Origin of the sequence: Microbacterium sp. LWH12-1.2, from assembly GCF_040675825.1 — a bacterium.
GTDB lineage: Bacteria > Actinomycetota > Actinomycetes > Actinomycetales > Microbacteriaceae > Microbacterium.
The window spans coordinates 1,986,261-2,007,371 of record NZ_JBEGIJ010000001.1 but is presented as its reverse complement, the minus strand read 5'-3'; the positions used below and the strand labels follow the sequence as shown (position 1 = coordinate 2,007,371).

Genomic DNA, 21,111 nt, shown 5'->3' with positions numbered 1-21,111 from the left:
ATAAGGACTAATAATGGCTATTCGCAAGTACAAGCCCACGACCCCGGGCCGTCGCGGCTCGTCGGTGGCTGACTTCGCCGAGATCACTCGATCGACGCCGGAGAAGTCGCTGCTGCGCCCGCTCTCGAAGACCGGTGGTCGTAACAACCAGGGCCGCATCACGACCCGTCACATCGGTGGTGGCCACAAGCGCCAGTACCGTGTCATCGACTTCCGTCGCAATGACAAGGACGGCGTCAACGCCAAGGTCGCTCACATCGAGTACGACCCCAACCGCACGGCACGCATCGCGCTGCTGCACTACTTCGACGGCGAGAAGCGCTACATCGTGGCGCCGAACAAGCTGAAGCAGGGCGACATCGTCGAGTCGGGTCCCGGGGCTGACATCAAGCCGGGTAACAACCTCCCGCTGAAGAACATCCCCACGGGTACCGTCATCCACATGATCGAGCTCCGCCCCGGCGGCGGCGCGAAGATGGCACGTTCGGCCGGAGCATCCGTCCGTCTCGTCGCCAAGGACGGTCCCTACGCTCAGCTGCGTCTGCCCTCGGGCGAGATCCGCAACGTCGATGTGCGCTGCCGCGCCACCATCGGCGAGGTCGGCAACGCCGAGCAGTCGAACATCAACTGGGGTAAGGCCGGCCGTAAGCGCTGGCTGGGCGTCCGCCCGACCGTTCGTGGTGTTGCGATGAACCCTGTCGACCACCCGCACGGTGGTGGTGAGGGTAAGACCTCTGGTGGCCGTCACCCGGTCACCCCGTGGGGGCAGGCCGAAGGCCGTACCCGTCACGCCAACAAGGAAAGCGACAAGTACATCGTGCGTCGCCGTAACGCCGGCAAGAAGCGCAAGTAGGAGTAGAAGAAGATGCCACGCAGTCTTAAGAAGGGCCCCTTCGTCGACGAGCACCTGCTTCGCAAGGTTGTCGTCCAGAACGAGGCGGGTACGAAGAACGTCATCAAGACCTGGTCACGTCGTTCCATGATCATCCCGGCAATGCTGGGTCACACGATCGCGGTCCACGACGGTCGCAAGCACATTCCTGTGTTCGTGACGGAGACCATGGTCGGTCACAAACTGGGCGAGTTCTCGCCCACCCGCACCTTCCGCGGCCACGAGAAGGACGACAAGAAGGGCCGCCGCCGCTGACGCGGGGGCGATAGAGGAGAGAGAAATGGTGGAGTCCATCGCACGCGTGCGACACATCCGCGTGACCCCTCAGAAGGCTCGTCGTGTCGTCGCGCTCATCAAGGGCAAGCAGGCCCAGGAGGCTCTTGCGATCTTGAAGTTCGCAGCGCAGAGCGCCAGTGAGCCGATCTACAAGCTTGTCGCGTCGGCCATGGCCAACGCGCAGGTCAAGGCGGATCGTGACGGCGAATACCTCGACGAGCAGGACCTGTACGTAGCGAATGCCTACGTAGACGAGGGCGCGACGCTCAAGCGTTTCCGCCCCCGTGCACAGGGTCGCGCTTTCCAGATCAAGAAGCGCACGAGCCACATCACGGTCGTGCTCTCGACGCCGGAGGCTGCCAAGGCAGTTGACGGCGACAGCAACAAGAAGGCGAGCAAGTAATGGGACAGAAGGTAAACCCGTACGGCTTCCGTCTCGGTATCACCACTGACCACGTATCGCGTTGGTTCTCGGATTCGACGAAGAAGGGTCAGCGTTACGCCGACTACGTCGCCGAGGACATCAAGATCCGTCGTCTGCTGCAGACGCAGCTCGACCGCGCCGGCGTCTCGAACATCGAGATCGAGCGCACCCGTGACCGCGTCCGCGTCGACATTCACACCGCCCGTCCGGGCATCGTGATCGGTCGCCGTGGCGCCGAGGCCGAGCGCATCCGCGGCGACCTCGAGAAGCTCTCGGGCAAGCAGATCCAGCTGAACATCCTCGAGGTCAAGAACCCCGAGGCTGACGCTCAGCTCGTCGCGCAGGGTGTCGCCGAGCAGCTCTCTGCTCGTGTGGCGTTCCGTCGTGCGATGCGCAAGGGCATGCAGGGCGCGCAGCGCGCTGGTGCCAAGGGCATCCGCATCCAGGTCTCCGGCCGCCTCGGCGGCGCTGAGATGAGCCGTTCGGAGTTCTACCGCGAGGGTCGTGTGCCGCTGCACACGCTGCGCGCGAACATCGACTACGGCTTCTACGAGGCGAAGACCACCTTCGGCCGCATCGGTGTGAAGGTCTGGATCTACAAGGGCGATCTCACCAACAAGGAGCTCGCACGCGAGCAGGCCAACGCGCCGAAGTCCCGCGGTCGCGATGACCGTGGTGGCGACCGTCGCCGCGGACCTCGCAACGAGGCCCCCGTCGCAGAAGGAGCGTCTGCCTGATGCTTATTCCCCGCAAGGTCAAGTACCGCAAGCAGCATCACCCCAAGCGTGATGGCCAGGCCACCGGTGGCACGAAGGTCTCCTTCGGCGACTTCGGCATCCAGGCACTCACGCCTGCTTATGTGACGAACCGTCAGATCGAGTCCGCTCGTATCGCGATGACCCGTCACATCAAGCGTGGTGGCAAGGTGTGGATCAACATCTACCCCGACCGTCCGCTCACGAAGAAGCCGGCCGAAACCCGCATGGGTTCCGGTAAGGGTTCCCCCGAGTGGTGGGTCGCAAACGTCAAGCCGGGTCGCGTCCTCTTCGAGGTCGCAGGCGTCAACGAGGAACTCGCCCGCGAGGCCCTCACCCGTGCAATTCACAAGCTGCCGCTCAAGGCACGCATCATCAAGCGCGAGGAGGGCGACGCGTAATGGCGATCGGCACCAAGGAGCTCGCTCCGGCAGAGCTCGACACGTTCGAAGACCAGCGCCTCGTTGAGGAGCTGCGTAAGGCCAAGGAGGAGCTGTTCAACCTCCGTTTCCAGTCGGCCACCGGCCAGCTGGAGAGCCACGGCCGCATCCGCGCCGTCAAGCGCGACATCGCGCGCCTCTACACCGTGATCCGCGAACGCGAGCTGGGCATCCGTGCGACGCCCGCTCCGGTCGAGGCTCCGGTCAAGAAGGCGACCAAGTCGAAGGCGAAGAAGGCGGACTCCGCCGACGACGCCGTGAAGGAAGAGGCTGAGTGATGGCCACCGAGAAGAAGGTCGCGGAGAAGCCCGCGACGAAGAAGGCAGAGGCCGTCGTCGAGCATGCAGCTCACGACGTGCGTGACGCCGAAGCGCGTGGGTACCGCAAGTCCCGCCGCGGCTACGTCGTCAGCGACAAGATGGACAAGACCATCGTCGTCGAGGTCGAAGACCGCGTGAAGCACCCGCTGTACGGCAAGGTCATCCGCCGCACCTCCAAGGTCAAGGCGCACGATGAGACGAACTCCGCCGGCATCGGCGACCTCGTCCTCATCAACGAGACCCGGCCGCTGAGCGCCACCAAGAACTGGCGTCTGGTGGAGATTCTGGAGAAGGCCAAGTGATTCAGCAGGAGTCCCGCCTCAAGGTCGCCGACAACACCGGCGCCAAGGAACTGCTCACCATCCGCGTTCTCGGTGGCTCGCGCCGCCGCTACGCAGGTCTCGGTGACACGATCGTCGCCACCGTCAAGGACGCGATCCCCGGTGGCAACGTGAAGAAGGGTGACGTCGTCAAGGCCGTCATCGTTCGCACCAAGAAGGAGGTCCGTCGTCCCGACGGCTCCTACATCAAGTTCGACGAGAACGCCGCCGTCATCCTGAAGAACGACGGGGAGCCCCGCGGCACCCGCATCTTCGGACCGGTCGGCCGTGAGCTTCGCGACAAGAAGTTCATGAAGATCGTCTCGCTCGCGCCGGAGGTTATCTGATCATGGCGAACATCAAGAAGGGTGACCTGGTTCAGGTCATCACGGGCGCCAAGCCCGAGCGCGGCGGCGACCGCGGCAAGCAGGGCAAGGTCCTCGAGATCCTGTCCGGGCAGAACCGCGTCATCGTCGAGGGTGTGAACTACGTCACCAAGCACACGCGTGTCGGTCAGACGCAGCGCGGCACCAAGACGGGCGGCGTCGAGACTGTCGAGGCACCCATCCACATTTCCAACGTCGCTGTCGTCGACCCCTCCACCAAGAAGCCGACTCGTGTCGGCCACCGGGTCGAGGAGCAGGTCAAGGACGGCGTGAAGCGCAACGTTCGCGTTCGCTTCGCGAAGAAGTCAGGTAAGGACCTCTGATGAGCACCGACACTGCCGCGCCGGCTGGCAAGATCCAGCCGCGCCTGAAGCAGAAGTACAAGGCCGAGATCCAGCAGAAGCTGCAGGAAGAATTCGGCTACAGCAACGTGATGCAGATCCCCGGTCTGGTCAAGGTCGTCGTCAACACCGGTGTCGGTGAGGCAGCTCGCGACAGCAAGGTGATCGATGGTGCGGTCGACGACCTCACCAAGATCACCGGCCAGAAGCCGATCGTCACGAAGGCCCGGAAGTCCATCGCGCAGTTCAAGCTGCGCGAGGGCCAGGCCATCGGCGCGCACGTCACCCTCCGTGGTGACCGCGCGTGGGAGTTCCTGGACCGTCTGGTCACGCTGGCGCTTCCCCGTATCCGCGACTTCCGTGGCCTCTCGGCCAAGCAGTTCGACGGCAACGGCAACTACACCTTCGGTCTCCAGGAGCAGAGCGTGTTCCACGAGATCGATCAGGACAAGATCGACCGCGTACGCGGCTTCGACATCACCGTGGTCACCACGGCGAAGACGGATGACGAGGGTCGGGCTCTGCTCCGCCACATCGGATTCCCCTTCAAGACCGACGACGCGCAGGCGTAACCCTTCGACAGGCTCAGGGACCTCACCGGTCACTGAGCCTGTCGTTCGGTCACTGAACATGTCGAAGTGGCCGTACAATTGAAGATTGCGTGCTCATCGCAGGCCGGCTGTCGTGTAACGGCAGTCGGAACCTCATGAACAAAGGAAAACAACAATGACAATGACAGACCCGGTCGCAGACATGCTGACCCGTCTGCGCAACGCGAACTCGGCACACCACGATTCCGTGACGCTGCCGTCGAGCAAGCTGAAGACGCACATCGCCGCGATCCTCCTTCAGGAGGGATACATCGCCAGCTGGGAGACCTCTGAGGCTCGTGTCGGGCAGAGCCTGACCCTGCAGCTGAAGTACGGCCCCAACCGTGAGCGTTCGATCGCGGGCATCAAGCGCGTGTCGAAGCCCGGCCTCCGCGTCTACGCGAAGTCGACGGAACTCCCCAAGGTCCTCGGCGGCCTCGGCGTGGCCATCCTGTCCACCTCCTCCGGTCTCCTCACTGACCGTCAGGCAGAGCAGAAGGGCGTGGGCGGAGAAGTTCTCGCCTACGTGTGGTAATTCATCATGTCGCGTATTGGACGACTTCCCATCGAGGTTCCCGCGGGCGTGACCGTTTCGGTCGACGGCCGTGAGATCGCGGTGAAGGGCCCCAAGGGTGAGCTCACCCTGACGGTCGCCAACCCCATCGAGGTCGCGGTCGAGGAGGGCCAGGTTCTGGTCACCCGTCCCGACGACGAGCGTGAGTCCCGGTCGCTGCACGGCCTGACCCGCACGCTCATCAACAACAACATCATCGGCGTGACCCAGGGTTACACCAAGGGTCTTGAGGTTGTCGGTACCGGTTACCGCGTGGCGCAGAAGGGCAGCTCGGTCGAGTTCGCCCTCGGCTTCTCGCACCCGGTCCTGATCGACCCGCCCGCCGGGATCACCCTCACGGTCGAAGGCACCAACAAGGTCACCGTGAGTGGCATCGACAAGCAGGCTGTCGGCGAGGCAGCTGCGAACATCCGCAAGATCCGCAAGCCCGAGCCGTACAAGGGCAAGGGTGTGCGCTACGCCGGCGAGATCGTGCGTCGCAAGGCCGGAAAGAGTGGTAAGTAACCATGGCTCTCAAGTCAAAGTCTGACGCCCGCGCGCGTCGTCACGCCCGCCTTCGCAAGAAGGTCGTCGGCACCGAGGCGCGTCCGCGTCTCGTCGTCAACCGCTCGGCTCGCCACGTCTTCGTGCAGCTCGTCGACGACAGCAAGGGTCACACCGTGGCGTCGGCATCGACGCTCGAGACCGACCTGCGCTCGCTCGAGGGTGACAAGACCGCCAAGGCCCGCAAGGTCGGCGAGCTTCTCGCCGAGCGTGCGAAGGCTGCCGGCGTTTCCGAGGCGGTGTTCGACCGTGGTGGCAACCGCTACGCAGGTCGTGTCGCTGCCATCGCCGATGGCGCCCGTGAAGGGGGGCTGGCACTGTGAGTGACAACAAGGAGAACGAAGTGACCGAAACGGCTGCTGCCGCTCCCGAGACGGCTGCTGTCGTCTCCGAGACGGCTGCCGGCACGACGCAGGCGGAGCCCGCTCGCGAAGGTCGCCGTGGCGGCGGTCGTGGCGAGCGCAACCAGGGCGGTCGTGACCGCAACTCGCGTGACCGCGGCGACAACCAGTTCCTGGAGCGTGTCGTCACGATCAACCGCGTCTCGAAGGTCGTCAAGGGTGGTCGTCGCTTCAGCTTCACCGCTCTCGTCGTCGTCGGTGACGGCAACGGTCTGGTCGGCGTCGGCTACGGCAAGGCCCGCGAGGTCCCCCTGGCGATCTCGAAGGGTGTCGAAGAGGCCAAGCGCAACTTCTTCCGCGTTCCGCGCGTCGGCAGCACCATCCCGCACCCCGTGCAGGGTGAGGCCGCTGCTGGTGTGGTGCTCCTGCGCCCCGCCTCGGGTGGTACCGGTGTTATCGCCGGTGGCCCCGTTCGCGCCGTCCTCGAGTGCGCCGGTATCCACGACGTGCTCTCGAAGTCGCTCGGTTCGTCGAACACGATCAACATCGTGCACGCGACGGTCGCGGCCCTGAAGCAGCTCGAGGAACCCCGTGCGGTCGCCGCACGTCGTGGCCTCGAGTTCGACCAGGTCGCCCCGGCGCGTCTTGTCCGCGCGGAGGCCGAGGCCATCGCCGCACAGAAGGTAGGTGCCTGATGGCCGCCCGGCTGAAGGTCACACAGATCAAGTCCAAGGTGAGCGAGAAGCAGAACCAGCGTGACACGCTGCGCAGCCTCGGTCTTAAGCGCATCGGTGACAGCACCGTTCGCCCCGACGACGCGCAGAATCGCGGATACGTCAAGACCGTCGCACACCTCGTCAAGGTTGAGGAGATCGACTAATGGCTGAGAAGAACGACGCCGTCGAGGCCGAGAAGGCCCCGAAGAAGGCTGCCGCTCCCAAGGCTGCTGCTGAGAAGAAGCCCGCGGCTAAGAAGCCTGCAGCGAAGAAGGCGCCGGCTACGTCCGCTGCCGCCGACGCTGCGACTGACAAGCCTGCAGCGAAGAAGCCCGCCGCCAAGAAGGCAACGCCGGCGAAGGATGCTCCGGCATCCCGCCCCGGCGTGCTGAAGGTGCACCACCTGCGTCCGGTCCCCGGATCCAACACCGCGAAGACCCGTGTCGGTCGCGGTGAGGGCTCCAAGGGCAAGACCGCCGGTCGCGGCACGAAGGGCACCAAGGCCCGCAACACCGTGCGCGTCGGATTCGAGGGTGGGCAGATGCCGCTGCACATGCGCACCCCGAAGCTGCGCGGCTTCAAGAACCCGTTCCGCGTCGAGTACCAGGTCGTGAACCTGGAGAAGCTCGCGGAACTGTACCCCAAGGGTGGCGACGTCACCATCAGCGACCTGGTCGCCAAGGGTGCTGTTCGCAAGAACGAGAAGGTCAAGGTTCTCGGAGACGGCGACATCGCCGTCAAGCTCACCGTCACGGTCGACAAGGTCTCGGGTTCTGCCGAGCAGAAGATCGTGGCTGCGGGCGGATCCGTCAAGTAGCCAGTGCACAAGAGGGGTCGGAGAATTCTCCGGCCCCTCTTGTGGGTTACCCTGGTCTTTCAGCCGCCCTGCAGGGGCGGCAACCTTTTCAGGAGGAACGCCCTTGTTTAGCGCTATCGCGCGGATCTTCCGCACGCCCGACTTGCGACGGAAGATCGGTTTCACACTGGCGATCATCGCCATCTACCGATTCGGCTCCAACGTCCCGGCCCCGTTCGTGCACTTCCCCAACGTTGAGGAGTGCCTCGCCGAGAACGCCGGCGCCGATGGACTGCTCGGGCTCGTCAACCTCTTCTCGGGTGGCGCGCTGCTGCAGCTCTCGATCTTCGCGCTGGGCGTCATGCCCTACATCACGGCGACGATCATCACGCAGCTCCTTCGCGTGGTCATTCCGCACTTCGAAGCGCTGCACAAAGAGGGCCAGGCCGGTCAGGGCAAGCTGACCCAGTACACCCGCTACCTCACGATCGCGCTCGCGCTGCTCCAGTCGACGACGCTGATCACCGTGGCACGCAGCGGCCAGCTCTTCGGCAACACCGACATCGCGGCGTGCCAGAACCTGCTCACCAACGACGTGTGGTGGGCGCAGCTGCTCATCATCATGACGATGACCGCCGGAACCGGCCTCATCATGTGGTTCGCCGAGCTCGTCACCGAGCGCGGCATCGGCAACGGCATGTCCCTGCTGATCTTCACCTCGATCGCAGCGACGTTCCCGTCCGCGATGTGGCTGATCTGGGAGTCGCGTGGCTTCGAGGTCTTCCTCCTCGTCCTCGCCGTCGGCATCGTGGTGATGGGTCTCGTGGTCTTCGTCGAGCAGTCGCAGCGCCGCATCCCGGTGCAGTACGCCAAGCGAATGGTCGGACGCCGCACCTACGGCGGCACGAACACGTACATCCCGATCAAGGTGAACATGGCGGGTGTGATCCCCGTGATCTTCGCCTCCTCGCTGCTGTACATCCCGATGCTGGTTGCGCAGTTCAACACCCCGCAGGACGGCTCAGCGCCGCCGGCCTGGGTGACCTGGATCTCGACGCACTTCGCCACGGGCGACCAGCCGTTCTACATGGCTGTCTACTTCCTGTTGATCATCGGCTTCACCTACTTCTACGTGGCGATCACGTTCAACCCGGTCGAGGTCGCGGACAACATGAAGAAGTACGGCGGGTTCATCCCGGGCATCCGCGCCGGACGTCCGACCGCCGAGTACCTCGACTACGTGCTCACCCGCATCACGCTGCCTGGCTCCCTCTACCTGGGTCTCATCGCTCTGATCCCGCTCGTGGCCCTGGCCACGGTGGGCGCCAACCAGAACTTCCCGTTCGGCGGCGCATCGATCCTCATCATCGTCGGTGTGGGTCTCGAGACGGTCAAGCAGATCGACGCGCAGCTGCAGCAGCGACACTACGAAGGGCTCCTCCGATGACAGCATCCGCTCGTCTCCTCATCGTCGGCCCGCAGGGTTCCGGCAAGGGCACGCAGGGCGTGCGCATCGCCGAGTCCTACGGAATCCCGGTCGTATCCACCGGCGACATCTTCCGGGCGAACATCAAGGCGGGAACGCCCCTTGGCCAGCAGGTCACGGCCATCCTCGACAAGGGCGACCTCGTCCCGGACGAGCTGACGAGCGAGATCGTCCGTGACCGTCTTTCGCAGGACGATGCTGCGCACGGATTCCTCCTCGACGGCTACCCGCGCAACACGGCGCAGGTGGCGCACCTGGATGCATTCCTGAGCGACCGGGGCGAGTCCCTCGACGCGGTCATCCTGCTGGATGTTCCGCGTGACGAGAGCATGGAGCGCCTGCGGTTGCGGGCGAGCGAGCAGGGGCGTTCGGATGACACGGAAGATGCGATCGCGCATCGTCTGGACATCTACGAGCGCGAGACCGCTCCGATCCTCGAGGCGTACGGCGACAAGAACATCGTCGACCGCATCGATGGTGTCGGGTCGCTCGACGAGATCACCGAGCGCATCGTCGCCGCGCTGGACGCGCGCGGCCTGCGCGTCGCGGTCTGAGCCGACGCGATGTTCCGCCGGTCGATCTACAAGACTCCCACCCAGCTTCGGGCCATGGTGGAGCCTGGACTGATCACGGCAGCAGCGCTGGATGCCATTCGCCCCCTGATCCGCGCCGGGGTGAAGACCCTCGAGCTCGACGCGGCGGCGAACCGTGCGATCCTCGAGCGCGGGGCCGAGTCAAACTTCCAACTGGTCCGCGGATACCATCACACGATCTGCGTCTCCGTGAACGAGCAGGTCGTGCACGGCATCCCGAGCGACCGCGTGCTGCAGCCGGGTGACATCGTCTCGGTCGACTGCGGGGCGCAGTTCCAGGGCTGGAACGGCGACAGCGCGATCACCGTCGTGATCCCCGACCCGTCGCGCGCCGATCTCGTCGCGCAGCGCGAGGAGCTCTCGCGCGTCACCGAGGGGTCGATGTGGGCGGGTATCGCGACGATGGCGACGGCGTCGCACCTCGGCGACGTCGGCGCAGCCATTCAGGACTACATCGAGGCGCAGGGATCCTCTGCGGTGACGGGGGAGCCGTACGGCATCCTCCGCGAGTACGTCGGACACGGCATCGGGCGCAAGATGCACGAGGCGCCGAGCGTGTTCAACTACCGGACGCCGGATCCCGGTGCCGAGGTGAGGCCGGGCCTGGTCGTCGCCATCGAGCCGATGGTCACCGCCGGCGGAGAGATGACGTTCGTCGAGGATGATGACTGGACCGTCTCGACCATCGACGGCACCGACGGCTCGCACTGGGAGCACAGCGTGGCTGTGCACGACGGTGGCATCTGGGTGCTGACGGCGCCTGATGGCGGCGCTGAGGGGCTGGCGCCGTTCGGCGTCACTCCGGTGCCCGTCGCCTAGAACTGCGCAGCTCCAGGCGCTCACAAGAGGCGCATAGGCGCGCCGGGCAAAATAAGATCGTAGGGTGCGCGCTGCGCACGGAGACTTCAGTCGGGTTCGCGCTTCGGGCGAGCCTCGAGAGAAACGGAACGCAATGGCCGCTGCGAAGGGCAACACCACCAACTGGTTCGCCATCTGGATATCGATCGCCGTGGTCGTCGTCCTCGTCGGACTCGGCGGCCTCGTCGTCTTCCTGAACAACATGGCCACCGCTCCTGGTGCCGCTCCGAAGAGCGACATCGTCAACGAGGAGACCGGCGCGATCTCCTTCGGCACCGGCGAGGATGTCGTCGACACGTACGTCGACTTCATGTGCCCCGCCTGCAACGCTTTCGAGGGTCAGTTCGGCGAACAGCTTCAGAGCGCAGCGGCGGACAATGAGATCACCCTCAACATCCACCCGATCTCGATTCTCGACCGCCTGTCGCAGAACACGAACTACTCGACGCGGGCAGCGAATGCGGCGTACTGCGTCGCGGAAGACGCTCCCGACGCCTTCTTGGACTTCTTCAACCTTCTGTACGCGAACCAGCCGGCGGAGAACTCCACCGGTCTGACGGATGACGAACTCGCGGCCTTTGCTGAGCAGGCGGGGTCCGCTGGAGCGGCTGACTGCATCGCGGACGGCACCTTCAGCGACTTCGTCGCGGACCGAACGCCCGAGACGCCTCCGGGCCCGCAGGGCATCAGCACGCCGACGGTCACCATCAACGGAGAGCGTCTCGACCTGCAGGCCGGCGGAGCCGCGGAACTCGCGAAGCTCCTTGGCATCGGCTGATCAACAGACGCGAGGAGGGCGGGCCCGCACAGCGCGGGTCCGCCTTTCCCACGCCGGGGTGTCCGCATTTGCCGGATGCCCCGCCGTCAGATACCATGGATCTTTGGTGCCTTGCGCCTTGATTCGGCGTGTCTGAATCGGCGAAGCATCAATATCCAATCACCCACCGCAGATCGACCGGTCTGCAGAAGCGTCAGCGAGGCTATGGCTAAGAAAGACGGTGTCATCGAGATCGAGGGCGTGATCTCCGAGGCGCTGCCCAACGCGATGTTCCGCGTTGAGCTCGCCAACGGGCACAAGGTCCTTGCAACGATTTCCGGAAAGATGCGGCAGAACTACATCCGCATCATCCCCGAGGACCGCGTGGTCGTGGAGCTCAGCCCCTACGACCTGACGCGCGGTCGTATCGTCTACCGCTACCGCTGATCGGTCGAGAAGTAACGGCCTGATTCCGCGGAGCGGGGTCGGTACGAAGACAGCGAACAGGAAACATCATGAAGGTCAACCCCAGCGTCAAGCCCATCTGCGATCACTGCAAGGTGATCCGCCGTCACGGCCGCGTCATGGTGATCTGCAAGAGCAACCCGCGCCACAAGCAGCGTCAGGGCTGATCTTTCAGATCCCCCAGCACAACTGAATACACAACAGGCAGGATCAGAACCCGCGCAAGCGGGGGACACCTCGGGGCAGAGGCCCGGGCACCGATCCTGCTCCACACCTCTACAACACTCAGGAGAGTCGCATGGCACGTCTTGCCGGCGTTGACATCCCGCGCGATAAGCGCGTGGTGATCGCCCTTACCTACATCTACGGCGTTGGCCGTACCCGTTCTGTCGAGATCCTCAAGGCAACTGAGATCGACGAGAGCATTCGCGTGAAGGACCTCAGCGATGACCAGCTGATCATTCTCCGCGACTACATCGAAGGCAACTACAAGGTGGAGGGTGACCTGCGCCGCGAGGTCGCCGCAGATATCCGCCGCAAGGTCGAGATCGGCTCCTACGAGGGCATCCGCCACCGTCGTGGTCTCCCGGTCCGTGGTCAGCGCACCAAGACCAACGCCCGTACCCGCAAGGGCCCGAAGCGCACCGTCGCAGGCAAGAAGAAGGCCCGCTAAGCAGCGGCCCCAGGGACTAGGAGAACACTTTCATGGCTGCACCCAAGGCCGCCGCGCGCAAGCCGCGCCGCAAGGAAAAGAAGAACATCGCGCTGGGCCAGGCCCACATCAAGTCGACGTTCAACAACACGATCGTCTCGATCACCGACCCGTCCGGCGCTGTCATCAGCTGGGCATCGTCCGGTGGAGTGGGCTTCAAGGGCTCGCGCAAGTCGACCCCGTACGCGGCCGGCATGGCCGCCGAGTCGGCTGCTCGTCAGGCGCAGGAGCACGGCGTCAAGAAGGTCGACGTCTTCGTGAAGGGTCCGGGCTCCGGTCGCGAGACCGCGATCCGCTCGCTGACCGCTGCCGGCCTCGAGGTCGGCTCGATCCAGGACGTGACGCCGCAGGCTCACAACGGCTGCCGTCCGCCGAAGCGCCGCCGCGTCTGATCCGGCAATGACGAGGGATGCTTCGGCATCCCTCGTCATGCCCGCGTGCGGGCACTGATTCAACTAAAGACCTCACCCACCACATGTCATATAGCGGTCATGTGATCGAAAGGAACACAGAGTGCTTATTGCACAGCGTCCCACACTCATCGAGGAAAAGATCGTCGAGAACCGGAGCCGGTTCATCATCGAGCCTCTGGAGCCCGGCTTCGGATACACGATCGGCAACTCGCTGCGTCGCAGCCTGCTGTCGTCGATCCCCGGTGCCGCTGTCACCAGCGTTCGCCTCGACGGTGTGCTGCACGAGTTCAGCACCATCCCCGGCGTGAAGGAGGATGTCACCGAGATCATCCTCAACATCAAGCAGCTCGTCGTCTCGAGCGAGCGCGATGAGCCCATCACGGCATACCTGCGCAAGACCGGTTCTGGCGAAGTGACCGCTGCAGACATCTCGGCTCCGGCCGGTGTCGAGGTGCACAACCCCGAGCTCGTCATCGCGACCCTGAACGACACCGCGAAGTTCGAACTCGAGCTCACGATCGAGCGCGGCCGTGGCTATGTCTCGGCGACGCAGAACCGCAACGAGTACGCCGAGGCCGGTCAGATCCCGATCGACTCGATCTACTCGCCGGTCCTGAAGGTCAGCTACCGGGTCGAGGCGACTCGTGCCGGTGAGCGCACCGACTTCGACAAGCTCATCCTCGACGTCGAGACCAAGTCCTCGATGCTTCCGCGCGACGCTGTCGCGTCGGCCGCGAAGACGCTCACCGAGCTGTTCGGTCTCGCCCGCGAGCTGAACGTCGAGGCCGAGGGCATCGAGATCGGCCCGGCGCCGGTCGAGGCGGTGAGCTCCAGCGAGCTCTCCATGCCGATCGAAGACCTCGACCTGTCGGTCCGCTCGTACAACTGCCTCAAGCGTGAAGGCATCAACACGGTGTCCGAGCTCGTCGCCCTCTCGGAGACGCAGCTCATGAACATCCGCAACTTCGGCCAGAAGTCGGTCGACGAGGTGCGCGACAAGCTCATCTCGCTCGGTCTGTCGCTCAAGGATTCGGTGCCCGGTTTCGACGGCGCCCACTTCTACGGCGGCAGCGAAGACGAGTCCTTCTGACCTTCCCGAAATTCTGACCAGGAGTTAGTCAACTATGCCTAAGCCCACCAAGGGTCCCCGCCTCGGAGGCGGCCCCGCACACGAGCGCCTGATGCTTGCCAACCTCGCGGCGGCGCTCTACACCCACAAGTCGATCAAGACGACCGAGACCAAGGCCAAGCGCCTTCGTCCGCTCGCCGAGCGACTCATCACCTTCGCCAAGCGCGGCGACCTGCACGCACGCCGTCGCGTGCTGTCGGTCATCGGTGACAAGGAAGTCGTACACATCCTTTTCGCTGAGATCGCGCCGCTGGTTGCAGACCGTGAGGGCGGCTACACCCGCATCACGAAGGTCGGCAACCGTAAGGGCGACAACGCTCCGATGGCTGTGATCGAGCTCGTTCTCGAGCCCGTCACCCCGAAGGCGAAGTCGACCAAGAAGGCTGCTGCTGCCCCGAAGGCTGCGGAGAAGCCGGCCGAGGAGGCCCCCGTCGAGGAGGCCGCCGAGGAGACCGCTGCTCCTGCCGCGTTCGCCGCCGCGGAGTTCGGTGACGACTCGGCAGAGCCGCTCGAAGACGGTTCCGCTCCCGAGGGCTTCGACATCAAGGGCAACAAGGACTCGATGAAGTTCCACCGCCCCGATGGCCAGTGGTACGACGCCACCGTCGCCGAGGTGTGGTTCCGCACCGCTGAGGCCGCTGAAGCCGCAGGTTTCGTCGAGGCCGGCAAGTAAGCCACCGCTTCACAACGGAGAAGCCCGCCCACCCTTCGGGGTCGGCGGGCTTCTTCGCGTTCGTGGCGCGAGTCAGCGGGCGCGAAGGTCCTTGCGCAGGATCTTCCCGGCAGCGGACTTCGGGATCGCATCGATGAACTCCACCTGGCGTACCTTCTCGTGCGGTGCGACCTTCGCCGTGACGTGAGCCATCACCGCATCCGCGTCGATCTCCGCGCCCTGCTGCACGACGACGAATGCCTTCGGCACTTCCTGCCCGTCGCTGTCGAGTGCCCCGATGACGGCGGCATCGGCGATGGCCGGATGCTCGAGGAGCACGGCTTCCAGAACCGCAGGCGCGACCTGGTACCCCTTGTACTTGATGAGCTCCTTCAGGCGGTCGACGATCCGGAAGATGCCGTCGGCGGACACCGTCGCCACGTCGCCCGTGTGCAGCCAGCCGTCGGCGTCGAGCATCTCGGCTGTGGCCTCGGGGCGATTGAGGTAACCGCTCATCACCTGCGGCCCGCGCACCCACAGCTCGCCGGGTGCGCTGACTCCGTCGGCAGAGGCTGGGACGTCTGCTCCCGATTCGGGATCGACGAGCCGCGCCTCTGTGTTCGGGACGAGCGGGCCGATCGACGACTTGTCGACGTCGTGGCGTTCTGCGGGGATTAGGGTGACCGCCGGGCTGGTCTCGGTCATGCCGTAGCCCTGGACGACCGTGCAGCCGAGTCTGTTCGCCACGGCAGCAGCCAGGGCGCCGTCCAGCGGCGCGGCGCCCGAGAAGATCACATCGACGGCGGAGAGATCGTACTGGTCGATGATCGGATGCTTCGCGAGGGCCACGGCGATCGGAGGGGCGACGAAGACCCAGGTCGTGCGATGCTCGCTGATGATGCGGAGGAACTCGGGCAGATCGAACTTCGGCATCGTCACCAGGGACGCGCGCTGCCGCAGCGCGAAGTTCAGAAGTACGGTCATCCCGTAGATGTGGAAGAAGGGGAGCACGGCGAGTAGTCGGTCGGTCTCATCCACGCTCAGGACGGGGCGGCACTGCGCGACGTTCGCCACGAGATTGCGGTGCGTGAGCATGACGCCCTTGGGCCTGCCGGTCGTTCCCGAGGAGTACGGCAGAACGGCGAGATGCGTGGCCGGATCGAAGGTCACCTCCGGTGCGCCCTGGCCCTCACCGAGAAGGGCAGGGAGAGACGGATGGCCCTCGGCGCCATCGAGCACGATCACGTGATCCGCATCCATGCCCACCTTCTCGGCCGCTGCCTTCGCGCCGGCCAGTAGTGGCGAGACGGTGACAAGCCAGGTCGCCTCTGCGTCGACGAGCTGATTGGCGATCTCCTCCGGCGTGTAGAGCGAGTTGATGGTCGTCGCGGTTGCGCCGGACCGCAGGATGCCGTGGAAGACGGTGGCGAAGGCGGGGATGTTCGGGCAGAGCAGGCCGATCGTGGTGCCCACTCCGACTCCGCGAGCAGCGAGTGCACCCGCGAAGAGGTCGATCTGACCGATCAGCTGACGATAGGAGGTCTCCCCGCCACTGGTTCCGTCGACGATGGCGACAGCATCCAGTCGCGACTCCTCCAGGTCTCCGAAGAGATAGTCGTACACGGAGACATCGGGGATGTCCACGTCGGGGAACGAACTGCGATGCATGTGATCTCCTTTGACCGAACCGAACGACGGACCTCTCCGACGATGCGATTCAGTGTCGCATAGATCGACACTGCGTCCCAAGGGTCATTCCGGCGACCCGATCAGAGGGGGCGGACGTCCGTTGCCTCATGCGCGCGGTAGCGCGTGCTCGGACGCCCCTTGGTCGTGTAGTCGAGCGCACGGAGCGCGCGGCCGGAGCCGGCGAGATGCTCCAGGTAGCGACGGGCGCTCACTCGGGAGATCTGCACGTCCTCGCCGATTTCGCTGGCCGAGGCATTCGGCCGAGCGGAGAGCGCAGACACGACCCGCTCCAGCGTCTCGGCGCTGAGTCCCTTGGGCACCCCGAACCGCTGACGGAACGCGATGATCGCGTCGGCCGTCTCGACCCTGCGCACGACATCGTGCAGTTCGGTGTGGTCGCGCAGCAGCAGCGTCGCCTCGACGCCCTCGCCGTCGACGATGCTGCCGGTGCTGCGGGCGACGAGTACATGCGAGCCGACGATCACAGGCCGTCCTGCGGGCTCGCCTTCGCGGAGAACCGCCATCAGTTCGTCGCCCAGCACGCTGTCGGCATCCGCATCGGTGATGTCCACGGCATCCCTGCCGAGGAACCTCGCGGCCGCATCGTTGACGAGCGTGACGCGGCCCTCAGCGCTGACCGTGATCACGCCCTCGCTGAGGCGGTGCAGGGTGGTCTCCTGATTCTTCACGAGCGCGGCGATCTGGTGGGGTTCCAGACTGTAGATCCGGCGCCGGATGACGGAGGTCACCCATGCCGATCCCAATACGCCGAGCACGGCGGCGGCGAGCATCGCCGAGATCAGCCACGTGAGGTTGCTCAGGAACTCGGCGTTCAACTCCGATTCGAGGATGCCGACCGATGCCGTGCCGATGACGTCGCCGTCCTCATCGCGGATCGGCACCTTCACGCGCCACGACGTGCCGAGCGTGCCGGTCTGGGTGCCGACGTAGATCTCACCGGAGAGCGGAACGGACGCATCGGTCGACACCTCCTCGCCGATGCGGTCGGGATTCGGGTGGGAATAGCGGATGCCGTCGGCATTGGCCACGACGACGTACGCGAGATCGGACGCCTCACGGATGACCTCGGCGACGGGCTGGATGGCGGCCGACGGGTCGATGTCATCGAACGCATCGAGAACGGTCGGCAGCGAGGCGACCGATTGCGCCACCGCCTGCATCCGCTCCTTGTAGGCCTCCCGGAGCGCATTCTCCTGGAAGGCTCCGGCCACGATGCCGGTCGCCAGGGTCACCAGGAACACGATCAGCGCCTGGAGCAGGAGCAGCTGTACGCGGAGCGTCATCTTCGAAGCCACCTGACCATTGTCGCGCGGTGCCGGGGCGCTCGCGAGGTCTGGAGATGTCCGTCGATGACCAATAGTTCCGAAAGCGGGACCAATGGTTTCCGAAGCTTGAGCAGCAGCATCCGCCCTCTTACGGTTGCGGACAGCAATCACGAACGCTCAAGGAGGAGCGCATGAAGAAGACACGCACCGGCATCCTGGCCGCACTCGCCACAGCCACAGCCCTGGTATTGACCTCTTGTGCCGGCGGGACGACACCTGCCGCCGATGAAGAAGGACCCGAAGAGGCGGTATCGATCACCGACGTCTCCATCGTGGTCCCCGCAGATCCGGGCGGAGGCTGGGACCAGACCGGCCGCGCCATGTCGGAGCTGCTGACGGGCGAGAAGATCGTCGACTCGGCACCGGTCACGAACGTCGGCGGCGCCGGCGGTACCGTCGGACTCGCACAGCTCGCCAACCAGAAGGACCCGAACACGCTCATGGTGATGGGCCTGGTCATGGTCGGCGCCGTGGAGACGAACGCCTCTGCGGTGCGGATCGAGGACATGACGCCCATCGCCCGGCTGACCGATGAGCCACTGGTCGTCGTCGTACCAGCCGACTCGAAATACGACACGCTCGAGGACCTGGTCGAGGACATCGTCGACAAGGGGCAGGCGATCACCATCACGGGCGGCTCCGCCGGCGGCGCCGACCACATCCTCGCCGGACTCATGCTGGAGGCGGCCGGGCTCGATGGAGCCGAGATCGCTGAGAAGCTCAACTACACGCCGAACTCCGGCGGTGGCGAGGCGACGACGCTGATCCTCGGTGGGAAGGTCGCGGCCGGCATCTCCGGCGTCGGCGAGTTCCTGCAGCACATCGAGGCCGGCACCATGAAGGCGCTCGCGGTCTCATCCGAGAAGCCCGTCGAGCAGCTCCCAGACGTGGACACCATCACGGATGCCGGCTACGACGTCGTGCTCACCAACTGGCGCGGAGTGATCGCACCCGGAGGAATCGACGACGCCAGCCGCGCCGAACTCGAGCGGATCGTCACCGAGCTGCACGACTCCGAGGCATGGGCCGCAGAGCTGGAGACCCGTGGATGGGCCGACGCCTTCCTCACCGGGGCGGAGTTCGATGACTTCCTGACCGGCAACATCGAGGAAGTCACGGCGACCCTGAAGAACATCGGATTGGTCGGCTGACATGACCACGGGGTCTCCGGGAACGGGACCCGACAGCGTACGGGCCGGTACGAACCGGCCCGTACGGCTCGTCGCCTCCCTCCCGATCGGCGAACTCGTCTTCGCCGCACTCATGGTCGCGCTCGGCGTCTTCGCCCTCGTGGGCGTCTTCGCGATCCACGTCCCGGTCGGCGCGCACGTCGGGCCGCGGGTCTTTCCGATCTTCGTCGCCGTGATCCTGCTCGGTTCCGCGGTGGCGGTGCTCGTCGGCATCCTCCGCGGACAGCGCGGCGTGCCGGAAGGCGGTGAGGACATCGATCAGAGCCTGCCGACCGACTGGCTCACCCTGCTCAAGATCGCCGGTCTGGTCGTGGCGCACCTGCTGCTCATCGAACCCATCGGCTGGGTTCCGGCAGCCGCTCTGCTCTTCGGCGGGGTCGCGTGGTCGCTCGGGGCCAAGCGCTGGTGGATGGCGCTCCTCATCGGGACCGGGCTCGCCCTCGTCATCCAGATCGTGTTCGGTGGCCTGCTCGGGCTGTCGCTGCCCTGGGGCCCGGCGCTCGAGTGGCTGGGAAGGATGTTCTGATGGACAGCTGGACTCTGCTCCTCGAGGGCTTCGCGACCGCTCTGCAGCCGCAGTACCTCGCCTTCGCCTTCTTCGGCGTGCTCGTCGGCACCGCCGTCGGCGTGCTCCCCGGTATCGGTCCCGCCATGACGGTGGCGCTGCTGCTGCCGCTGACCAACACTCTCGATCCGGCGGCCGCCCTGATCACCTTCGCCGGCATCTACTACGGCGGAATGTACGGCGGTTCGACCACCAGCATCCTGCTGAACACCCCAGGGGAATCGGCCTCGATCGTCACCGCGATCGAGGGGAACAAGATGGCGAAGCTGGGGCGGGGCGCCGCGGCGCTCGCCACGGCCGCCCTCGGATCCTTCGTGGCCGGCACGCTCGCGACCGTCGGGCTGACGCTGCTGGCACCGGTCCTTGCACAGTTCGCGGTGAACCTCGGGCCTGCGGATTATGTCGCCCTGATCGTGATCGCGTTCATCACGGTCGGCGCACTGATCGGATCGTCGGTGTCGCGTGGAATGCTGTCGCTCGGCGTCGGCCTCTTCCTCGGCCTCGTCGGCACGGACACGCTGTCCGGTCAGCAGCGCTACACGCTGGGGCTGCTTCCGCTGTCGGACGGCATCGATGTCGTGCTCATCGCGGTCGGCCTGTTCGCGGTGGGGGAGACGCTGTACATCGCCGCGCGCTTGCGCCACGGCGGCGTCTCCGTCATTCCCGTCACCCGCGGCCGGAGCAACAGGATGACCAGGGATGACTGGCGCCGCTCGTGGAAGCCGTGGTTGCGCGGAACCGCGATCGGCTTCCCGATCGGCACGATCCCCGCGGGTGGTGCGGATGTGGCGACCTTCCTCTCGTACGCGACGGAGCGCAAGCTCTCTCGCCACAAGGAGGAGTTCGGTCATGGGGCGATCGAGGGCGTCGCAGGTCCCGAGTCGGCGAACAACGCGGCGGCCGCCGGCGTGCTCGTCCCCCTGCTGACGCTCGGCCTGCCGACGACGGCGACGGCCGCGATCATCCTCACCGCGTTCCAGTCCTACGGGCTGCAGCCGGGGCCGATGCTCTTCCAGAGCCAGTCCACCCTGGTGTGGGCGCTGATCGCGAGCCTCTACATCGGCAACGTCATCCTGATCGTGCTCAACCTGCCGCTCGTGGGCATGTGGGTGAAGCTGCTGCAGATCCCGCGGCCGTATCTCTACGCCGGCATCCTGATGTTCGCCGCTTTCGGGGCATTCGCGCTGAACTTCTCGGTCGTGGACATCCTGATCCTGCTGGTCATCGGCGTGCTCGGCTATTTCATGCGACGCTACGGGTTCCCGGTCGCGCCGCTCGTGGTGGGCACGATCCTCGGCCCGATGGGGGAGGAACAGCTGCGCAAGGCGCTGCAGTTGAGTCAGGGCGACGTGACGACGCTGATCGCGCAGCCGTTCGCGGCGATCGCGTATGCGCTGCTCGCGTTGCTGATCGTGGGCGGGCTGTGGCTGCGCCGGCGGCAGCGCCGGTACGAACAGGCGCTGACCGAGTCGATCGCCGTGCCGATCAAAGCCGATTCAGAAGTCTGAATCGTCGCGCGTCCTGCCCTCCCGACGGGAGGGC

31 protein-coding genes are annotated in these 21,111 nt (G+C 65.5%); 29 read left to right on the top strand and 2 right to left on the bottom strand.

Translation table 11 applies throughout. The annotated features are described in order from the left end of the window. Positions 1 to 13 precede the first annotated feature (13 nt). From rplB to rplQ, 26 genes are all read left to right on the top strand, one after another. Complete coding sequence (rplB, locus tag MRBLWH12_RS09765) at positions 14 to 853, top strand: 50S ribosomal protein L2 (protein WP_341973757.1); 840 nt, start codon at positions 14 to 16, stop codon at positions 851 to 853. 12 nt (positions 854 to 865) lie between these two features. Then, positions 866 to 1,147, top strand: coding sequence for a 30S ribosomal protein S19 (gene rpsS / locus MRBLWH12_RS09760; protein ID WP_102191660.1), 282 nt, complete (start codon positions 866 to 868; stop codon positions 1,145 to 1,147). 25 nt (positions 1,148 to 1,172) lie between these two features. Further along, positions 1,173 to 1,571: a 50S ribosomal protein L22 gene (gene rplV, locus MRBLWH12_RS09755; protein ID WP_341973758.1), complete on the top strand. Its 399-nt coding sequence runs from the start codon at positions 1,173 to 1,175 to the stop codon at positions 1,569 to 1,571. Beyond that, the gene (rpsC, locus tag MRBLWH12_RS09750) at positions 1,571 to 2,329 is read left to right on the top strand and encodes a 30S ribosomal protein S3 (protein ID WP_102191662.1); all 759 of its coding nucleotides are present in this window, start codon (positions 1,571 to 1,573) and stop codon (positions 2,327 to 2,329) included. The genes rplV and rpsC overlap by 1 nt, the downstream gene beginning before the upstream one ends. Further along, positions 2,329 to 2,748 carry a 50S ribosomal protein L16 gene (rplP, locus tag MRBLWH12_RS09745; protein ID WP_053097481.1) on the top strand — a complete coding sequence of 140 codons (420 nt, stop codon included), beginning with the start codon at positions 2,329 to 2,331 and terminating at the stop codon, positions 2,746 to 2,748. The genes rpsC and rplP overlap by 1 nt, the downstream gene beginning before the upstream one ends. Beyond that, on the top strand, positions 2,748 to 3,065 hold the full coding sequence (gene rpmC / locus MRBLWH12_RS09740) for a 50S ribosomal protein L29 (protein ID WP_270409973.1): 318 nt from the start codon (positions 2,748 to 2,750) through the stop codon (positions 3,063 to 3,065). The genes rplP and rpmC overlap by 1 nt, the downstream gene beginning before the upstream one ends. Next, entirely contained in the window at positions 3,065 to 3,409 is a 345-nt protein-coding gene (gene rpsQ, locus MRBLWH12_RS09735) for a 30S ribosomal protein S17 (protein WP_341973759.1), read from the top strand. Before rpmC ends, rpsQ begins: the two co-directional genes overlap by 1 nt. Beyond that, positions 3,406 to 3,774 carry a 50S ribosomal protein L14 gene (gene rplN, locus MRBLWH12_RS09730; RefSeq protein ID WP_102191664.1) on the top strand — a complete coding sequence of 123 codons (369 nt, stop codon included), beginning with the start codon at positions 3,406 to 3,408 and terminating at the stop codon, positions 3,772 to 3,774. Before rpsQ ends, rplN begins: the two co-directional genes overlap by 4 nt. 2 nt (positions 3,775 to 3,776) lie before the next feature. After that, complete coding sequence (gene rplX, locus MRBLWH12_RS09725; RefSeq protein WP_102191665.1) at positions 3,777 to 4,136, top strand: 50S ribosomal protein L24; 360 nt, start codon at positions 3,777 to 3,779, stop codon at positions 4,134 to 4,136. Further along, positions 4,136 to 4,726, top strand: coding sequence for a 50S ribosomal protein L5 (gene rplE / locus MRBLWH12_RS09720; protein WP_341973760.1), 591 nt, complete (start codon positions 4,136 to 4,138; stop codon positions 4,724 to 4,726). The genes rplX and rplE overlap by 1 nt, the downstream gene beginning before the upstream one ends. 154 nt (positions 4,727 to 4,880) lie before the next feature. After that, positions 4,881 to 5,279 (top strand): 30S ribosomal protein S8, encoded by a 399-nt coding sequence (rpsH, locus tag MRBLWH12_RS09715; RefSeq protein ID WP_341973761.1) that lies wholly within the window; start codon positions 4,881 to 4,883, stop codon positions 5,277 to 5,279. Positions 5,280 to 5,285: 6 nt separating this feature from the next. Continuing rightward, complete coding sequence (gene rplF, locus MRBLWH12_RS09710) at positions 5,286 to 5,822, top strand: 50S ribosomal protein L6 (RefSeq protein WP_341973762.1); 537 nt, start codon at positions 5,286 to 5,288, stop codon at positions 5,820 to 5,822. Between the two features lie 2 nt (positions 5,823 to 5,824). Further along, positions 5,825 to 6,184, top strand: coding sequence for a 50S ribosomal protein L18 (rplR, locus tag MRBLWH12_RS09705; protein ID WP_017201578.1), 360 nt, complete (start codon positions 5,825 to 5,827; stop codon positions 6,182 to 6,184). After that, positions 6,181 to 6,897, top strand: coding sequence for a 30S ribosomal protein S5 (gene rpsE, locus MRBLWH12_RS09700; RefSeq protein WP_341973763.1), 717 nt, complete (start codon positions 6,181 to 6,183; stop codon positions 6,895 to 6,897). The genes rplR and rpsE overlap by 4 nt, the downstream gene beginning before the upstream one ends. Then, on the top strand, positions 6,897 to 7,082 hold the full coding sequence (rpmD, locus tag MRBLWH12_RS09695) for a 50S ribosomal protein L30 (RefSeq protein ID WP_102191670.1): 186 nt from the start codon (positions 6,897 to 6,899) through the stop codon (positions 7,080 to 7,082). Before rpsE ends, rpmD begins: the two co-directional genes overlap by 1 nt. Beyond that, positions 7,082 to 7,735 (top strand): 50S ribosomal protein L15, encoded by a 654-nt coding sequence (rplO, locus tag MRBLWH12_RS09690; RefSeq protein ID WP_363548506.1) that lies wholly within the window; start codon positions 7,082 to 7,084, stop codon positions 7,733 to 7,735. The genes rpmD and rplO overlap by 1 nt, the downstream gene beginning before the upstream one ends. A 103-nt stretch (positions 7,736 to 7,838) precedes the next feature. After that, a complete protein-coding gene (gene secY, locus MRBLWH12_RS09685) occupies positions 7,839 to 9,161 on the top strand; it encodes a preprotein translocase subunit SecY (protein ID WP_341973765.1) in 1,323 nt (440 codons plus the stop codon). Beyond that, positions 9,158 to 9,754, top strand: coding sequence for an adenylate kinase (locus MRBLWH12_RS09680; RefSeq protein ID WP_363548503.1), 597 nt, complete (start codon positions 9,158 to 9,160; stop codon positions 9,752 to 9,754). Before secY ends, MRBLWH12_RS09680 begins: the two co-directional genes overlap by 4 nt. 9 nt (positions 9,755 to 9,763) lie before the next feature. Next, on the top strand, positions 9,764 to 10,612 hold the full coding sequence (map, locus tag MRBLWH12_RS09675; RefSeq protein ID WP_363548501.1) for a type I methionyl aminopeptidase: 849 nt from the start codon (positions 9,764 to 9,766) through the stop codon (positions 10,610 to 10,612). 133 nt (positions 10,613 to 10,745) lie between these two features. Then, entirely contained in the window at positions 10,746 to 11,429 is a 684-nt protein-coding gene (locus tag MRBLWH12_RS09670) for a DsbA family protein (protein ID WP_363548499.1), read from the top strand. Between the two features lie 204 nt (positions 11,430 to 11,633). Continuing rightward, complete coding sequence (gene infA, locus MRBLWH12_RS09665) at positions 11,634 to 11,855, top strand: translation initiation factor IF-1 (protein WP_102191677.1); 222 nt, start codon at positions 11,634 to 11,636, stop codon at positions 11,853 to 11,855. Between the two features lie 68 nt (positions 11,856 to 11,923). Continuing rightward, a complete protein-coding gene (gene rpmJ / locus MRBLWH12_RS09660) occupies positions 11,924 to 12,040 on the top strand; it encodes a 50S ribosomal protein L36 (RefSeq protein WP_005050492.1) in 117 nt (38 codons plus the stop codon). 131 nt (positions 12,041 to 12,171) lie between these two features. After that, positions 12,172 to 12,546 carry a 30S ribosomal protein S13 gene (rpsM, locus tag MRBLWH12_RS09655; protein ID WP_341973769.1) on the top strand — a complete coding sequence of 125 codons (375 nt, stop codon included), beginning with the start codon at positions 12,172 to 12,174 and terminating at the stop codon, positions 12,544 to 12,546. A 32-nt stretch (positions 12,547 to 12,578) separates the two neighbouring features. After that, positions 12,579 to 12,977 (top strand): 30S ribosomal protein S11, encoded by a 399-nt coding sequence (rpsK, locus tag MRBLWH12_RS09650; protein WP_033106075.1) that lies wholly within the window; start codon positions 12,579 to 12,581, stop codon positions 12,975 to 12,977. Between the two features lie 121 nt (positions 12,978 to 13,098). Next, positions 13,099 to 14,088: a DNA-directed RNA polymerase subunit alpha gene (locus MRBLWH12_RS09645; RefSeq protein WP_341973770.1), complete on the top strand. Its 990-nt coding sequence runs from the start codon at positions 13,099 to 13,101 to the stop codon at positions 14,086 to 14,088. 34 nt (positions 14,089 to 14,122) lie between these two features. Continuing rightward, positions 14,123 to 14,800: a 50S ribosomal protein L17 gene (rplQ, locus tag MRBLWH12_RS09640; RefSeq protein ID WP_341973771.1), complete on the top strand. Its 678-nt coding sequence runs from the start codon at positions 14,123 to 14,125 to the stop codon at positions 14,798 to 14,800. 72 nt (positions 14,801 to 14,872) lie between these two features. On the opposite strand, the gene MRBLWH12_RS09635 is transcribed toward rplQ, so the two are convergent. Both MRBLWH12_RS09635 and MRBLWH12_RS09630 read right to left on the bottom strand, forming a co-directional pair. Further along, positions 14,873 to 16,447 carry an AMP-binding protein gene (locus tag MRBLWH12_RS09635; RefSeq protein WP_363548496.1) on the bottom strand — a complete coding sequence of 525 codons (1,575 nt, stop codon included), beginning with the start codon at positions 16,445 to 16,447 and terminating at the stop codon, positions 14,873 to 14,875. A 101-nt stretch (positions 16,448 to 16,548) separates the two neighbouring features. Further along, positions 16,549 to 17,784, bottom strand: a complete 1,236-nt coding sequence (locus MRBLWH12_RS09630; protein WP_363548494.1) for a hypothetical protein — start codon at positions 17,782 to 17,784, stop codon at positions 16,549 to 16,551. Between the two features lie 161 nt (positions 17,785 to 17,945). Between MRBLWH12_RS09630 and MRBLWH12_RS09625 the strand changes: the two genes are divergently transcribed. From MRBLWH12_RS09625 to MRBLWH12_RS09615, 3 genes are read left to right on the top strand one after another with little or no spacing between them, the layout of a single operon-like run. Continuing rightward, entirely contained in the window at positions 17,946 to 18,965 is a 1,020-nt protein-coding gene (locus MRBLWH12_RS09625) for a Bug family tripartite tricarboxylate transporter substrate binding protein (RefSeq protein WP_341973774.1), read from the top strand. 1 nt (position 18,966) lies between these two features. Next, positions 18,967 to 19,530, top strand: coding sequence for a tripartite tricarboxylate transporter TctB family protein (locus MRBLWH12_RS09620; protein ID WP_363548492.1), 564 nt, complete (start codon positions 18,967 to 18,969; stop codon positions 19,528 to 19,530). Then, complete coding sequence (locus tag MRBLWH12_RS09615; RefSeq protein WP_341973776.1) at positions 19,530 to 21,077, top strand: tripartite tricarboxylate transporter permease; 1,548 nt, start codon at positions 19,530 to 19,532, stop codon at positions 21,075 to 21,077. The genes MRBLWH12_RS09620 and MRBLWH12_RS09615 overlap by 1 nt, the downstream gene beginning before the upstream one ends. Positions 21,078 to 21,111 lie beyond the last annotated feature (34 nt).

What these genes read in the sequence shown, in the direction of transcription:
- rpsH (WP_341973761.1), top strand. Translation starts at nt 4,881, where the DNA reads ATGACAATGACAGACCCGGTCGCAGACATGCTGACCCGTCTGCGCAAC.
- rplE (WP_341973760.1), top strand. Translation starts at nt 4,136, where the DNA reads ATGAGCACCGACACTGCCGCGCCGGCTGGCAAGATCCAGCCGCGCCTG.
- rplR (WP_017201578.1), top strand. Translation starts at nt 5,825, where the DNA reads ATGGCTCTCAAGTCAAAGTCTGACGCCCGCGCGCGTCGTCACGCCCGC.
- map (WP_363548501.1), top strand. Translation starts at nt 9,764, where the DNA reads ATGTTCCGCCGGTCGATCTACAAGACTCCCACCCAGCTTCGGGCCATG.
- rplP (WP_053097481.1), top strand. Translation starts at nt 2,329, where the DNA reads ATGCTTATTCCCCGCAAGGTCAAGTACCGCAAGCAGCATCACCCCAAG.
- MRBLWH12_RS09670 (WP_363548499.1), top strand. Translation starts at nt 10,746, where the DNA reads ATGGCCGCTGCGAAGGGCAACACCACCAACTGGTTCGCCATCTGGATA.
- MRBLWH12_RS09625 (WP_341973774.1), top strand. Translation starts at nt 17,946, where the DNA reads ATGAAGAAGACACGCACCGGCATCCTGGCCGCACTCGCCACAGCCACA.
- MRBLWH12_RS09680 (WP_363548503.1), top strand. Translation starts at nt 9,158, where the DNA reads ATGACAGCATCCGCTCGTCTCCTCATCGTCGGCCCGCAGGGTTCCGGC.
- rpsS (WP_102191660.1), top strand. Translation starts at nt 866, where the DNA reads ATGCCACGCAGTCTTAAGAAGGGCCCCTTCGTCGACGAGCACCTGCTT.
- rpmD (WP_102191670.1), top strand. Translation starts at nt 6,897, where the DNA reads ATGGCCGCCCGGCTGAAGGTCACACAGATCAAGTCCAAGGTGAGCGAG.
- rpmJ (WP_005050492.1), top strand. Translation starts at nt 11,924, where the DNA reads ATGAAGGTCAACCCCAGCGTCAAGCCCATCTGCGATCACTGCAAGGTG.
- rplO (WP_363548506.1), top strand. Translation starts at nt 7,082, where the DNA reads ATGGCTGAGAAGAACGACGCCGTCGAGGCCGAGAAGGCCCCGAAGAAG.
- MRBLWH12_RS09620 (WP_363548492.1), top strand. Translation starts at nt 18,967, where the DNA reads ATGACCACGGGGTCTCCGGGAACGGGACCCGACAGCGTACGGGCCGGT.
- rplX (WP_102191665.1), top strand. Translation starts at nt 3,777, where the DNA reads ATGGCGAACATCAAGAAGGGTGACCTGGTTCAGGTCATCACGGGCGCC.
- rpsQ (WP_341973759.1), top strand. Translation starts at nt 3,065, where the DNA reads ATGGCCACCGAGAAGAAGGTCGCGGAGAAGCCCGCGACGAAGAAGGCA.
- rplQ (WP_341973771.1), top strand. Translation starts at nt 14,123, where the DNA reads ATGCCTAAGCCCACCAAGGGTCCCCGCCTCGGAGGCGGCCCCGCACAC.
- rpsM (WP_341973769.1), top strand. Translation starts at nt 12,172, where the DNA reads ATGGCACGTCTTGCCGGCGTTGACATCCCGCGCGATAAGCGCGTGGTG.
- MRBLWH12_RS09635 (WP_363548496.1), bottom strand. Translation starts at nt 16,447, where the DNA reads ATGCATCGCAGTTCGTTCCCCGACGTGGACATCCCCGATGTCTCCGTG.
- MRBLWH12_RS09615 (WP_341973776.1), top strand. Translation starts at nt 19,530, where the DNA reads ATGGACAGCTGGACTCTGCTCCTCGAGGGCTTCGCGACCGCTCTGCAG.
- rpmC (WP_270409973.1), top strand. Translation starts at nt 2,748, where the DNA reads ATGGCGATCGGCACCAAGGAGCTCGCTCCGGCAGAGCTCGACACGTTC.
- rplF (WP_341973762.1), top strand. Translation starts at nt 5,286, where the DNA reads ATGTCGCGTATTGGACGACTTCCCATCGAGGTTCCCGCGGGCGTGACC.
- rpsC (WP_102191662.1), top strand. Translation starts at nt 1,571, where the DNA reads ATGGGACAGAAGGTAAACCCGTACGGCTTCCGTCTCGGTATCACCACT.
- rpsK (WP_033106075.1), top strand. Translation starts at nt 12,579, where the DNA reads ATGGCTGCACCCAAGGCCGCCGCGCGCAAGCCGCGCCGCAAGGAAAAG.
- rplB (WP_341973757.1), top strand. Translation starts at nt 14, where the DNA reads ATGGCTATTCGCAAGTACAAGCCCACGACCCCGGGCCGTCGCGGCTCG.
- infA (WP_102191677.1), top strand. Translation starts at nt 11,634, where the DNA reads ATGGCTAAGAAAGACGGTGTCATCGAGATCGAGGGCGTGATCTCCGAG.
- rplV (WP_341973758.1), top strand. Translation starts at nt 1,173, where the DNA reads ATGGTGGAGTCCATCGCACGCGTGCGACACATCCGCGTGACCCCTCAG.